We start from the raw sequence: 13,894 nt of genomic DNA, 5'->3' as shown, positions 1-13,894 counted from the left end.
TGTAGTGAGTGCGGATCATCTCGTACTGAGGGTAATCATGCTTGGCCTGCGTGGATTCCCCAATGTGCAGGGAGGGGTTGAAACTCACGCGGAGCATCTGTGTCCCCATCTCAAGAAGTTGGGGTGCGATGTCAAAGTGATCGTCCGCTCCTCGTATATGCCGCCCAGTCGTGGCGACGAGTGGCACGGAGTGCGCTACCAGCGGGTATGGTGCCCGAAAGCGTCCGGCCTCGAGACGATTGTGCATTCGTTTCTCGGCGTGCTGGTCGCCGCATGGCAACGACCGGACGTATTGCACATCCAGGCCATCGGGCCGGCTTTGATGGCGCCGCTCGCGCGATTGCTGGGACTGCATGTTGTCGTGACGCATCATGGCCCGGATTACGACCGCGAGAAGTGGGGCCGACTGGCCAAGGCGGTTCTGCACGCTGGCGAAGCCTGGGGCATGCGGTTCTCCGACGGCCGCATCGTGATCTCGCAGACCATTCGGAAGCTGGTGCGGGACAAGTACGGCTTGAACTCAGACCTTATTCCAAACGGCATCACCCTGCCCGACGTACCAAGTAGCACCTCAGCGCTCGAGAAGTTCGGGCTTACGCCGGGACGATATGTGCTGACGGTGGGCCGGCTGGTTCCGGAGAAACGGCACCTCGACTTGATTCAGGCCTTTGCCGCTGCCAGGCTCGACGAATGGAAGCTCGTGCTGGTCGGGACATCCGAACATCCCAATGCCTATACCGCGGAGGTGACAGCGCGCGCCGAGGCGACCTCTGGGACAGTCGTGGCAGGCTTTCAGTACGGCATCGCGCTACAGGAGCTCTACGCCCATGCCGGCATTTTCGTCCTCCCTTCTTCGCACGAGGGCTTGCCGATCGCGCTGCTGGAGGCCTTGAGTTTCGGCCTGCCAGTCGTCGCCAGTGACATTCCCGCTCTTCTGGAGATCGGATTAGACGACTCGCACTATTTCCATTTGGGAGACGTATCAGCGCTCGCGGGTCGCCTGGCGTTCTTTGCAAGCAGTCCGTGGCCGCCCGAACTCCGCGAGAAAACGCGCCGCTGGTTGGCAGAGCGAGAGGACTGGCACTCTGTCGCCGAACGAACGCTCGGATGCTATCGCAGAGCCATCGAGCCACACCAGGACGTGCGGCGCCGGACCGCCCCTCCCCATGCAGCCTAGCGCGTTGCTCGGGTGGCGTGGCGGCAAGCACGTGCTGGCCGCCTTGCGCTGGAAGCGTCCCCAGCCGGCGCGACGCCGCGCCGATATTCGGGCTGTCTTTCGACCCCTGACTGAGCCGGAGTTGCGCTCAAGATGAATGCCCTCCTGACATTCTTTCTTTTCTTTGTTTTTGTGAGATCGTTCTCCAACGGAATTGATCGTCTGTACGGCACCGGCATTTCATCGACTCTTTCGTTGATCATCGTCGCGGTCGGCCTCGTGGCAGCCTGGAACATGCGCGATGTCAGGATACACCGGAGACTCTTCACGCTGTTAATATGCTTGTCGGTCTTCACGGCCACTGCCGTACTGTCGCTTGTCGTCAATACGAGGAGCATCATCGATCAATACGCCGCGTGGTACGAAATCATCAGGTACGTCTACCTGTTCATGCTTGTGATATTGGTCTCTTCCATTTATCAATCTCCCGGCTTTTGCCCGAACATCCATCGTGTTTTTATGGTTCTGCTGTTTCTGATGTCGGCGATCGCATTGTTCCAATACCTGGCCGGATATACCGAGCTCGCATCGCCATACGACAAGCATGCACGAGCGGCGGGGCCCTCGGCGCACCCGGTATCCTTCAGTCTCGAATTGGTGCTGGTCTTCTTCCTTTGCGAGCTGTCGCGTCGCAAACTACGCCTCTCCATGGGATACAATGACATTGTCGTTTATCTGTTCTTTCTCGTCGCCCTCGCCCTCGCTGCGTCAAGGACTGGGGTCGCGCTACTCGGGGTAACCTTCGCCATATATATCTTTGCTCAGCGGCCTGCCCTCTTGCCGGCGTTCGCTGCAGCATTCGTTGTCGTCATATGGACATCTCCATTTGGAGCATCGTTTTCGGAGCTAAGCTCGATTCCGGATTATATCTTGAGCGGAAACTACACGGTTTGGGATTGGCGCACGGCTCCGAGCTCCGTCCATTGGCGCATTTACCATTGGTACTATCTGTCCACGCTTGCACTCGAACAACCGCTGATTGGATACGGCCCCGGTCAAACGGCGCTCTACAGCCCATTCGTCCTGCTTGCGCATAGTGCGTTCGTAGAAATGTTCTTCGAAACCGGCGTGGTCGGCCTGATCTCCTTTACCGTGTTCTGGTTCAGCCTTCCGCTGGCCGCAATGTCGGACCGGCAGAAGCTTGTTGCTTGCTATGGAAGGAGGTCGGCGCAAATCCAACCTCTGAACCTCTGGATTGCCATGTTCATTGGCGTAACGCTGGTGGCGTTGTTCGATGACAGCTTCAACAGGGAAACGGTGGCGTTGTCGTACCTGATACTCGGCATTTTCCTGGTGCTGGCCCAACCTGAAGCTGCTGTTGAACGCGCCCCCGGATCGCGTGAATCGCCGACCCCAATGATCGCCGGTTCGCGGACTGAAGCATTGGGGAGCCCTGGAGCCATCTGAGCCGAACTTCGCTGCTGTTCTACTGGCCCCTGCTAGGAATTCTTGCGTGAAGACATACCTTGCCATTTCCCTCACCGCGCTCATGGTCCTCGAAGCTCTCATCCCGTCACCGGGTGCCGGGGGCAAGCGTGCTCATCAGCCCATTTGCGTGTCCTTATCTATCGAATGCGTCGTATCGCAAAATTCCGGGCAGGACGCCGGCATCTATCCCCACGGTGTCAGAACCTCCTACTCGTGGTATGCCGGAGGCGCTGCTGCCACCGGAAACGGGGCTCCGCCTTCTGATTTCACTTCACTGACGGGTTGGGGGCAGATCTATCCGCAAGCTGGTGCTCCGAACTTTGCTGCCAATATCTATCTGAAGGACTATCGCGTCTATGTACACTTGACGAGTGGCGGCTGGAGGCTCGTGCAGGATCAGGCAACGAATTCGGTCGATGGCGGGCACTACGTGGCGGATTTCTCCGACAACTCCTCTACAACGATGGATCTTATTCTTGAGCCCGACCGAAGCATCAGGATGAGCTCGCCGTCGCCCGGCTACAATGATCATTTCTGGATGGAGCCGAGGGGCTCGTATGCTCCTGAAACGGTCGACGGAGTGTTCTCGTTGGCAGAACTGCGCACCGATAGCGCGAACGCAAATCTGATTGCAAACTTCGGCGGAGACTGGTGGAGAGACACCTCGGCTCCGTACCTCTACCGTGATGGAGTGTTTGTGAACAATCCTGGCATCGGCATGGGTGCGTGGGTCAGATTGACGACGACCTACCAGTACTTTTTCTTCACAACCATGACCAGATCGCAGCTGCAGACCGATCCACCGCCGCCCTTGCGATAGCCGATCTGAACTCTGGCTCCCGATGGAATTCCGACTAGCTGGCGAGGACCATCAACGAGGCTCCGCCAAGGACGCGCACCGAAAGGTCCTCTCCGGCAATGCTCCGAACCAATTGCCGCCCAGCCATGGCGAGGGTTGATTTCGCGGTTCGCCATTCGGGATGAACATGGAGGAAATCCTCCATCCGGGTGTACTGGTTGTCGATAATCTCAAAACCGGTATCGCGCAGCGTCGCCAGAGCGGTCGTCTGGTCGAAATAATGCAGGTGACCGACCTCCTTGCGCCGCTGGAGGGGCAGACCTCGCAGAACGCCGAGGATGGTCATGTCGAGCGGGATGTGAAACACGTAGTATTTCGCGCGCCCTCTGATCCTTCGCAGAAATCCCATATAGTCATCGATGTGCTCGAAGACATCGATGCACAATAGAAGATCGTAATTTTCGCTGGTATGCGAGAAGTCTCCGCAGTGGAATCGCAAATTGTCCCGCTCGCGCGGTTTGGCGGCGGTGATGGCATACGGAGCGATATCGTAGCCGACGGCGGTCGAGTCACGGAAGATGTCGTGCTCGAGCAGAGCGTTCAGAACGCCTCCCACTCCGCAACCGATGTCGACGATCGTCCGGCAGGTGACGTTGTTGTCACGCACGATCTTGGCGATCTTCGCGGCCTTGGTTCCTGCATCTTCGTCATGCCAGCCTGGATGGGCTTCAGCATAACCTTTCCCGGTATAGAGATCGTTGGACCCGAACTCTGCCTCTCTGACGACAGCCATCGTTCTCTCCCTCAATTGAATTGCGCTCGCCTCAGCCTGCGAACCACAGCCGCGCCGAGGGCGTGCGTTCGAGTTCGTCGTACGCGATCAGGCGACCGCGCGTCCTTCCAGCGCTGTTGGATCGCCAAATTGTCGGGCTTCAGATTCGCCAATCCACGAGCCGCCATTCAAAGAGAACCGATCCATCTCCACCGGCGAGTGTGTTCTTGATCTTGAGGTTGTCGCAATAATCCTTGCGGGCTACCCCGGCGCGCAGAACTCGATCCGCGCTTGCATCGACAAGCATCAGTCGCCGCGACACACGTGCGTCGAGAACAAGGGATTTGCGTCCCATATACGTGTGTATAAATCACGATTTGAAGGTTTTTTCGCCATTTTTGCTCATTAACCAAACGGCGCAGCAGTCGGGGGGGCAAATTCATTAAACCCGCTGCTTTGAAATCTCCTCGCGGTTCGAGGCCTGCAGTGCATTGAAATCTGTTCGTGGTCGCAAGACCTTACGAGCATGCAGTATGTCGCGCGTCCCCCATGCGCGGCAGTGGAATTCTTCGTCCTCAATTTGGTCTGCAATGGAGAATTAGCTTGGCCGCTCTAGACGATGTCATCACTCAAAATACCACAGGCAATAGCGAAGGATTCCCGCTGGGCGTTCCTTCATCCTACTCTTGGTATTCCGGCAGAAACGGTGGCGGAGGCACCCCTCCTGCCGGCTTCTCGGCCATCACCGGATGGGGTCAGATCTATCCCGAGGTCGGGCAGACGGTTAATCCGGGCAGCGTCGACATAGCAAATTTCGAGACCTGGGTGCATCTCACGAGCGGCGGCTGGGTCAAGGTGCAGGACCAGGACACGAGCTCCCTCGGAGGCGCCCACTTCACCGCTGACTTCGTCGGGAACGCGAACATTGCATGGAATCAAACCACAAACGCGGATGGCAGCGTATCCGTCGATGCACCGACCAGCGGATACAACGACCATTTCTGGCCGGGCGGATCCCGCGGCACCTACACGCCCGGAACGATCGACGGCGTTTTCGTCACGGCGAGCATGAAGGTCGACAATCCGAACGAACACTACGTTGCCAATATCGGTGCCGACTGGTGGAGAGACGCCACCGCCGGGTACGTCTACCAGAATGGCGTATTCGTGAATAATCCCGGCGTCGGGATGAGCAACTGGGTCGATCTGACAACCAGCTATAAGCAACTCTATTTCACAACGATGAATGCGACGCAGTTGCAGGGCGATCTGCCGCCTCCGCTGCAGGGCACCTCTTCGCCGACGACGCCGACGACGCCGACGACGCCGACCGATCCCACGATACCGGCGCAGCCGACGACGCCGACCGACCCCACGACGCCGACAACCCCCACGACTCCAAGCGTGACCGCACCGGTGCTCGACGTCGCGGACAAGTCGCTCTGGGTGGCCGGCAGAGGCGGTCAGGTCGACCTGGGGACGACCATTACGACGACCGACCCCAACGATAACCTCACCCTCAGTATCATGGGATTGCCGCGATACGAGACGATCACGACCGGCGACGGCACGACGCTCAGGGGCAACAACATCACCCTGACGTCCGCGCAGGTCGACAGCGGACTGACGCTGACATCGTACTACAGGGGCAATGCTCATCCGGTCGCGAACCTCACGCTGACCGCGAGCGCTATGGATCCGACCACCGGCGCAGTGATGTCGTCGGACCCGCAGACGATCCGCGTGACGGATCCCCGGCCGTCCAGCTGGACTGGCGGAAACGCAGGGAGCTGGGCAAACCACGGCTTTGCGCAGTTGCAGCAGCAGATGGGCGACACGAGCACCCTGGCGAACACAGCATCGCAGACGACCGGTTGGGCCGATCAAGGCGCGCGAGCGTCCCAGGCAAGCCAGGGCTTTGCGCTGCTGAACCAGTATCTGGCCGGCAGCTCCGGTCGGGTCGACGCTGGTCAGATCGCGGCGGCCATGTCGAATGCGAACAGCTGGACGCACAACTCGTTCCTGAGCAAACCACAGGGTTGATCCGGCTACTGCACCCGGGGGCTCTGCGCCCGGGTGCAGTACCATCAACGTGTTGGGAGTCGGAAACGGGCGGTCGATCGCGGACGGTAACGGCGAAGGGACTGCCACGCGCGGATCTTGGGGTCTCGGTTGGCTTCATCGCTCGCATCTGTTTCCAAGCGATCAAAATGCGTGCTGGCGCAACAGCTTCGGGTATGCGGCAAATTTGCGCGCAACATAACGGTGCAAAAATCAAGATTTGAAACTTTTTTCGCCATTTTTGCGCATTAACGAACCGGTTCAGCAGTCGGGGGGCAGGTCTAAAATCCCACTGCTTTGAAATCCCCTCGCGGTTCGAGGCCCTAGTGCTTTGATGTTGCTTGCGCCTTTTGGCTGCGAGCAAGCGGTATGTCGCATGCTCTGTCGATGCGCGGCATTGGAATTCCCAGTCTTTGGAAATGCATGAGAAGGAACACTAACGCGGCCGGGTAGCCGCGAAGGGTTGAGTAAGAATGGCGATCCAGAACGGAAATGCCCCCGCCGCAGATCTAGGGCTTCGCGCGCTAGCTCTGTTCCTGCGCCTCCATGGCGTGAATACCGTGCCGGACCAGCTCCGCGATCGTTGCGGGAGCGACGAGATCGGCGTCCGCGCGATGCTTCGCTGCGCGCGCGAATTCGGGGTCAAGGTCCGCTCGCGGACAATGGATTGGACCCGCCTAGCGGGTACCCAGCTGCCCGGAATCGCCTCGCTACGTGACGGCGGATTTCTGCTGCTGGGCAAGATCGACGACCAGGTGGCGCTTGTGCTGCACCCGACCTCGCCGCATCCGAGCCGAATGACGCGCGCGGAATTCGAAGCGATCTGGGATGGCGGTTTGATCTGTGCTGGATCACAGAGCCTCGCGCAGCGCGCACGTCATGCATTTGCCGGCATCCGCACGCGCTCGTTTGACCTGGGCGCCGGCCTGATGCACCGCGCCGGCGAGGGCCTGATGCGGGCTCGTGACGGTCTCACGAAGAGCTTCTTGGCGATGAGACCTGGCATCCTGATGCGCGGGCCTCACGACGATGCCGCAATCCATCCGGCGAACACAAACACCGAATCCCCGGCCGCCGGCGTCGAATCCGAACATGACGATGAATCCGGGCTCATTGCGCTGGCGATCTTGCTGCGTTGCCATGGCATCGCTGCCGACCCCGGCCAAATTCGTCACCGGATCGGCGCGGCGCGCCTCGGCGTTACTGAAATCCTGCGCTGCGCCAAGGATTTCGGACTCAAGGCAAAGGTGCAGAGGACGAGCTGGAACAGGCTTGCCGTCACCCCGCTGCCGGGAATTGCGGTGCTGCGCGACGGCAGCTTCCTGATCCTCGGCAAGGTTATCGACGACAAGCTTCTCGTTCAGCGCCCGCTGTCTCCGCGGCCCGAAGCAATCACCCAGGCCCAACTCGAGGCGATCTGGGACGGCGGCATCATCCTGATGGCCCGGCGCGCCAGCCTGACCGACCTCGCGCGGCGCTTCGATATCTCCTGGTTCGTCGGCGCCATGCAAAAGTATCGTCGCCTGCTCGGCGAGGTGCTGGCGGCGTCGTTCTTCCTTCAGATCTTCGCCGTTGTCTCACCGCTGTTCTTCCAGGTGGTGATCGACAAGGTGCTCGTGCATCGAAGCATGAGCACGCTCGACGTGCTGGTCGTCGGGCTTGTCGTACTGACCGTGTTCGAGGCCGTTCTCGAGACGCTGCGCGTCTATCAGTTCGCGCATACGACAAACCGTATCGACGTCGAGCTCGGCGCCAGGCTGTTCCGTCACCTGCTGGCGCTGCCGATCGCCTATTTCCAGACCCGCCGCGTCGGCGATTCGGTGGCGCGCGTCCGCGAACTCGAGAACATCCGCCAGTTCCTGACCAGCTCGGCGCTCACGCTGGTGATCGATCTGCTGTTCACCGTCGTCTTCCTTGCAGTGATGTTCTATTACTCGACGACGTTGACGTGGATCGTGCTGGCGTCCTTCCCGCTTTACATCGGCATCTCCGCGGGAGCCGCGCCGCTGTTCCGTCGGCGCCTCGACGAGAAATTCAATCGCGGCTCCGAGAACCAGGCCTTCCTGGTCGAGAGCGTCACCGGTATCGAGACGCTGAAGGCCATGGCGGTCGAGCCGCAGATGCAGCGCCGCTGGGAGGAGCAGCTCGCCGGCTATGTGTCCGCAAGCTTCCGCGTGCTCAGCCTGAACAACACGGCGAGCCAGGCGGTCCAGATGATCAACAAGCTGGTCATCGCCGCGACCCTTTACTTCGGCGCCCGCCTGGTGGTCAGCGGGGACCTGACTGTCGGTGAGCTCGTCGCGTTCAACATGCTGGCCGCGCGTGTCAGCGCGCCGGTTCTGCGACTCGCGCAGATCTGGCAGGACTTCCATCAGGCCCGCCTGTCGATCGATCGTCTCGGCGACATCCTCAACACCATTCCCGAGCCGAGCTTCACGCCGGCCCGCGCGGCGCTGCCACCGATCCGCGGTCAGGTCACATTCGAGCACGCGACTTTCCGCTACCGCATCGACGGCCCCGAGGTGCTGCACGACGTGTCCTTCAGCGTCGAGCCAGGCCAGGTCATCGGCATCGTGGGTTCGTCGGGCTCGGGCAAGAGCACCATCACCAAGCTGATCCAGCGTCTCTATGTCCCGGAAAGCGGGCGCGTGCTCGTCGACGGCGTCGACCTCGCGATGGTCGATCTGAGCTGGCTGCGGCGCCAGATCGGCGTCGTGTTGCAGGAGAACGTACTGTTCAACTGCACGGTTCGCGACAACATCGCGCTGGCCGATCCGGCGATGCCGATGGAGCGCGTCATCGAAGCGGCGGAGCTAGCCGGCGCCCACGACTTCATCCTCGAACTGCCGGAGGGTTACGACACCGTCGTGGGTGAGCGCGGCAGCAGCCTGTCCGGCGGGCAGCGCCAGCGAATCGCAATCGCGCGTGCACTCATCACCGATCCACGCATCCTGATCCTGGACGAGGCGACCAGCGCGCTGGACTACGAAAGCGAGCGCGCGATCCAGCAGAACATGAGGCGGATTTCCGCCGGCCGGACCGTGTTCGTCATCGCCCACCGGCTGTCGACGGTGCGCAATGCAAGCCGGATCATCACCCTCGAGCATGGCCGCATCGTCGAGGACGGCAGCCATGACGAGCTGATCCGCACCAACGGCCGTTACGCCAACCTCCATTATCTGCAGGCCGGTATCCATGACGTCCGCTAGCCGCAATGTCGTCGCGTTCCCGAGACGCGAACCTCGCCGCCGCGAGCACGAAATCGCCTTTCTGCCGGCGGCGCTCGAGATCGCCGAATCGCCGCCGTCGCCGATCGGGCGCGCGATCGGGGCCTGCATCATCGCCGCGTTCTGCATCGCGCTGTTGTGGGCGACGCTCGGCAGCGTCGATATCGTCGCCAGCGCGACCGGCAAGATCGTGCCGGGCGGGCGCACCAAGCTGATCCAGCCGTTCGAGACCGGTGTGGTCCGCGCCATCCGCGTCCGCGACGGCCAGAGCGTCAAGGCCGGCGACGTCCTGATCGAGCTGGATCCGACAATGACGGAAGCCGACCAGGAACGCCAGAAGAGCGATCTGCTTGCAGCCGAGCTGGACGTCGCGCGGCTGCGCGCCGCGCTGGCCGCAGACCCGCTCGCGGCCTTCCGGCCGCCGCAAAACGCAAGTGCGGCCGAAATCGAGATGCATCGCCAGTTCCTGATCAGCCAGCGCGCCGAACAGAGCGCAAAGCTTTCTGAAATCGAGCGTCAGCAGGGGCAGAAGGAGGCGGAACGGGCGACCACATCGGCGAGCGTCGACAAGCTGGAGGCGACGATTCCGGTACTGAAGGAGCGCGTCGATATCCGCAAGGGTCTCGTCGAGAAGGCATTGGCGTCGAAGGTCGTCTATCTCTCCGAATATCAGGAACTGGTCGCCATGCAGCAGGACCTCGTCCTGCAGCAGAGCCGGCTGCGCGAAGCCGATGCGGCGATCGCGCTGCTGAAGGAGACCAAGGACAAGACTGCCGCGGAGTATCGCCGCGCGACCTATGATGCTCTTGCGAAGGCCGAGCAGAAAGCTGCGAGCGCCGCGCAGGAGGTGGTCAAGGCGGATCGGCGAACGAAACTGCAGAGCCTGACCGCACCGGTCGACGGCGTCGTGCAGCAGCTTGCCGTTCATACGGTGGGCGGCGTGGTGACGCCCGCTCAGGCGCTGGCCGTCGTGGTCCCGAGCGAGAGCCAGCTCGAGATCGAGGCCATGCTGTCGAACCGCGACATCGGCTTCGTGCATCCCGGCCAGAAGGCGGAGATCAAGGTCGATACGTTCAACTTCACCCGGTACGGGCTGCTTCATGGCGATGTGCTCAGCGTGTCGACGGATGCCATCACGCGCGACAAGCAACAGGGCAACCCCAATGACCGGACATTGGGCGCGGCGCAGAGCAGCAGCGAGCCTAAAGGTCAGGAGCTGGAATACGCCGCGCGCGTTTCGCTCGACCGGACGCACATGCAAATCGAGGACAAGCTCGTCAAGCTCGGGCCGGGCATGGCGGTGACGGTCGAAATCAAGACCGGCACGCGCAGGATCATCAGCTACCTGCTGTCGCCGCTGGCACGCTACCGGCAGGAAGCCCTGCGCGAACGCTAAAGCGAAGCCCGTCGCCGGACGTTGCGGCCGGGCGGGGCGCCACGCGCGTGAGAGCGAAGCTCGTCGCGGTGGCGCCCGTCGTTAGGACGATTGCGGTGAAATTGCCGGTGGATTGGCACATGCGCTATCGGCGCAGCGCTTCCAGACGCGATTTCGCCTCATGGACTCCCGCGGCGTTGGCCTTGGCGTAGAGGTCTTGCGCCCTGCGCTCGTCGCCGCGCGTGCCGTAAGTCCCCCACTTCGCAAGAATCAGGGGATCGTAGGTTTCTGCCAGCGCGAAGCTCGCCTGGGCGCTGCCCATTTCCACGGCGCGCTCGAGTACAAGCCGCGCCGCGCCTATGTCGCCCTGACGCAACAAGGAGCTCGCCCGCGCAACCAACCCTCCGGCTTCCGCAGCCTGCTCGGGAGCAGGCTGGGCAACCGCGCGAGCAGGCGCCGCTCGCGTCTGTTCGGCGGTTGGATTGGTGGCCACTTCGATGGACTTGTCCCGCGCGGTCGCACCGGTCGTCAACGCCGCGCCGTGCGCCTTGCGATCCTCGGCCTCATACGCATGGATTGCGCTCCGCGACAAAGGGAGGTGCTGGGGCTGCACGTCGATCCTGGCGCGCAATTGTCTCAACTCGGCAGCGCTGGCTTCCGCCGCCTGCTTCTGCAGCAAGATTTCCTCGCCTGCCTTTGCCGCCCGCGCCGTCTGGGTCTCGCTGTCGCGATGCGCTGCCGCCAGATCTTGCTCCAGCCGCGCCGACCGCTCACGCTCCTTTTGCAGGTCCGCCGCAGCGCTCTTTCCCACAGCTTGCAGCCGGGACGTTTCCTTGCCCGCTTCGGTCACCAGCACGGCCTTGCTCTCGACGTCACGTCGCGCCGCCGCGAGATCCTGCTCCAGCCGGGCGGACCGCTCACGCTCCTTTTGCAGCTCGGCCGCACCGCTCTTCTCCACCGCCTTCAGCCGGGACGTTTCCTTGCCCGCCTCGGTCACCAGCACGGCCTTGCTCTCGATATCACGGCGCGCCGACGCAAGATCCTGCTCCAGCCGGGCGGACCGCTCATGCTCCTTTTGCAGCTCGGCCGCACCGCTCTTCTCCACCGCCTTCAGCCGGGACGTTTCCTCGTCTGCTTTCGTCGCCAGCGCCGTCTTGGTCGCGACATCGCGCCGCGCTGCCGCGAGATCCTGCTCCAGCCGGTCGGCCCGCGCCGCTTGCAGTGAGTTCTGCAACTCCGCCGCACCGCTTTCCCTTTCCCGCTTCAGTCGGGCGGTTTCCTCGCCTGCTTTCGTCGCCAGCGCGGTTTGCGTCTCGACATCGCGGCGCGCAGCCGCAAGATCCTGCTCCAGCCGCACCAGTCGCTCACGTTCGTCCGGTGTGGATTTGTGAACCGAAGCCGCGCCGCTCTCGGCCGCCTGCCTGAGCTCCGCTGCTTCTTCACCGGCTTTGCGGGCCTGCGCCTCGAAGGCGTAGATCGTGCTTCGCGTCTGGGAAAGCTCCTGTGTCAGCGCGTCGGCCTTGGCACGCGAGTCCCGCAGCTCGGCGGCCCCGGCCTCCACCGTCCGCTTCTGCCGCAGGGCTTCATCGGCCGCCTTTGCCGCCAGCGCGGTCTGGGTCTCGGCATCACGCCGCGCGACCGCAAGGTCCTGCTCCAGCCTTTCGGACCGCTCTCGCTCCTTTTGCAGGGAGCCCTGCGACTCGGCCGCTCCGCTTTCGCTTTGCTGTTTCAGTCGGGAAACCTCCTCGCCGGCTTTGGTCGCCAGCGCGGCCTGGGTCTCGACGTTGCTGCGGGCAGCCGCAAGGTCCCGCTCCAGCCGTGCGAACCGCTCACCTTCGTCGGGTGTGAATTTGCTGACCGAAGCCGTGCAGCTTGCAACCGCCTGCCTGAGCTCCGTCGCTTCGTCTCCGGATTTACGGACTTGGGCTTCGTATGCATAGATCGAGCTCCGCGACAGCGAGAGGTCTTGCGCCAGCGCCTCGGCTCGTTCGCGCAATTGCCTGAGCTCGGCAGCTCCGACGTCCGCTGCCTGCTTCTGCCGCAGGGCTTCTTCCTTCGTCGTTGTCGCCAACGCCATCTGGGTCTCGACATCGCGCCGCGCTGCCGCCAGATCCTGCTCCAGCTGCGCGCTCCGCTCGTGCTCCCTTTGCAGGGCCGACTGCAGCTCCGTAGCGCCGCTTTCACGCATCCCCTTCAGCTGGGAAACCTCCTCGCCTGCCTTTGCCGCCAGCGCCGTCTGAGTCTCGACGTTGCGGCGCAATGCCTCGAGATCCTGCTCGAGCCGCGCGGACCGCTCGCGCTCCCGCTGCAGATCCGCCGCGCCACCTTCCGCCGCTGCTTTCAGCCGAGACGCTTCCTCACCCGTTTTTGTCGCCAGCACGGTCTGGGTTTCGACATCACGCCGCGCTGCCGCCAGATCCCGCTCCAGGCGCTCCGCCCGCTCACGCGTCTCTTGCAGGGAGTTCAGCAACTCCGCGCCGCCCTGCGCGGCCTGCTTCTCTTCGGCCGCCTTGTCCGTCAACGCGGCCTGGGCCTCGATATCGCGGCGCGCCGCCGCTAGACTCTGCTCCATCGACTCGGCCCGATAGCGCTCTTGCTCGAGACGTTGCAGCAACTCGATGTCACGTCTTGCATTCGTCAGTTCGCAGGAGAGCGACTCCGCCCAGTTGTATTCCCGTTTCGAGGCCTGCCCCGTGTCGCCGACGCTCGCTTGGGCGACCTGCACCGGTCTGTCATTGCCGCCTCGACCCGGCGGCAAGGCTTCGGGAGCGCCGTTCCTTGCCGCTTCGATGAAAGCGGGACTACCGGCAGCCGCCGAATGCTGCGGTTGCGTCGAAGGGCGCGCCGGATCTGGGGAAGCCCGTGTTTCCGGCGCGCACACCATTGCGAGCATGGCAGCAGTCGTCCACGACAGCGCGGACCGTCCCGCCTTGGGCAGCAGGCGGCGCGACGAATCTGCGATGTCGCAGCCGGCAACTGCCTTGTCCTTGAGGATCACCGGGCCCATCCGCAATCA

The 13,894-nt window shown here is 62.6% G+C and carries 8 protein-coding genes; 6 read left to right on the top strand and 2 right to left on the bottom strand.

What is annotated here, in order from left to right:
- Positions 1-37 precede the first annotated feature (37 nt).
- From ACVWZM_RS20465 to ACVWZM_RS20455, 3 genes are all read left to right on the top strand, one after another.
- Complete coding sequence (locus ACVWZM_RS20465) at positions 38-1,177, top strand: glycosyltransferase family 4 protein (protein WP_076834944.1); 1,140 nt, start codon at positions 38-40, stop codon at positions 1,175-1,177.
- Between the two features lie 132 nt (positions 1,178-1,309).
- A complete protein-coding gene (locus tag ACVWZM_RS20460; RefSeq protein ID WP_076834826.1) occupies positions 1,310-2,623 on the top strand; it encodes an O-antigen ligase family protein in 1,314 nt (437 codons plus the stop codon).
- 46 nt (positions 2,624-2,669) lie between these two features.
- Complete coding sequence (locus tag ACVWZM_RS20455) at positions 2,670-3,464, top strand: hypothetical protein (RefSeq protein ID WP_456854484.1); 795 nt, start codon at positions 2,670-2,672, stop codon at positions 3,462-3,464.
- Between the two features lie 34 nt (positions 3,465-3,498).
- On the opposite strand, the gene ACVWZM_RS20450 is transcribed toward ACVWZM_RS20455, so the two are convergent.
- The gene (locus tag ACVWZM_RS20450; RefSeq protein WP_057021161.1) at positions 3,499-4,236 is read right to left on the bottom strand and encodes a class I SAM-dependent methyltransferase; all 738 of its coding nucleotides are present in this window, start codon (positions 4,234-4,236) and stop codon (positions 3,499-3,501) included.
- A gap of 582 nt (positions 4,237-4,818) precedes the next feature.
- Here ACVWZM_RS20450 and ACVWZM_RS20445 point away from each other — a divergent pair.
- From ACVWZM_RS20445 to ACVWZM_RS20435, 3 genes are all read left to right on the top strand, one after another.
- Entirely contained in the window at positions 4,819-6,258 is a 1,440-nt protein-coding gene (locus ACVWZM_RS20445; RefSeq protein ID WP_456854482.1) for a hypothetical protein, read from the top strand.
- Between the two features lie 578 nt (positions 6,259-6,836).
- Positions 6,837-9,485, top strand: a complete 2,649-nt coding sequence (locus tag ACVWZM_RS20440) for a type I secretion system permease/ATPase (protein WP_456854480.1) — start codon at positions 6,837-6,839, stop codon at positions 9,483-9,485.
- Positions 9,472-10,899, top strand: coding sequence for an HlyD family type I secretion periplasmic adaptor subunit (locus tag ACVWZM_RS20435; RefSeq protein WP_057021159.1), 1,428 nt, complete (start codon positions 9,472-9,474; stop codon positions 10,897-10,899). The genes ACVWZM_RS20440 and ACVWZM_RS20435 overlap by 14 nt, the downstream gene beginning before the upstream one ends.
- Before the next feature lie 124 nt (positions 10,900-11,023).
- Here ACVWZM_RS20435 and ACVWZM_RS20430 read toward each other — a convergent pair whose 3' ends face one another.
- Positions 11,024-13,885, bottom strand: coding sequence for a hypothetical protein (locus tag ACVWZM_RS20430; RefSeq protein ID WP_456854478.1), 2,862 nt, complete (start codon positions 13,883-13,885; stop codon positions 11,024-11,026).
- Positions 13,886-13,894: the final 9 nt, after the last annotated feature.

Source organism: Bradyrhizobium sp. USDA 4501 (assembly GCF_054062115.1).
Note: the sequence above shows the minus strand (reverse complement) of the source record. Positions and strands in the feature narration are given on the sequence as shown.

Bases quoted from the DNA above. Each gene is read 5' to 3' on its own strand.
- ACVWZM_RS20460 (WP_076834826.1), top strand. From the start codon at position 1,310: ATGAATGCCCTCCTGACATTCTTTCTTTTCTTTGTTTTTGTGAGATCG.
- ACVWZM_RS20430 (WP_456854478.1), bottom strand. From the start codon at position 13,885: ATGGGCCCGGTGATCCTCAAGGACAAGGCAGTTGCCGGCTGCGACATC.
- ACVWZM_RS20450 (WP_057021161.1), bottom strand. From the start codon at position 4,236: ATGGCTGTCGTCAGAGAGGCAGAGTTCGGGTCCAACGATCTCTATACC.
- ACVWZM_RS20465 (WP_076834944.1), top strand. From the start codon at position 38: ATGCTTGGCCTGCGTGGATTCCCCAATGTGCAGGGAGGGGTTGAAACT.
- ACVWZM_RS20435 (WP_057021159.1), top strand. From the start codon at position 9,472: ATGACGTCCGCTAGCCGCAATGTCGTCGCGTTCCCGAGACGCGAACCT.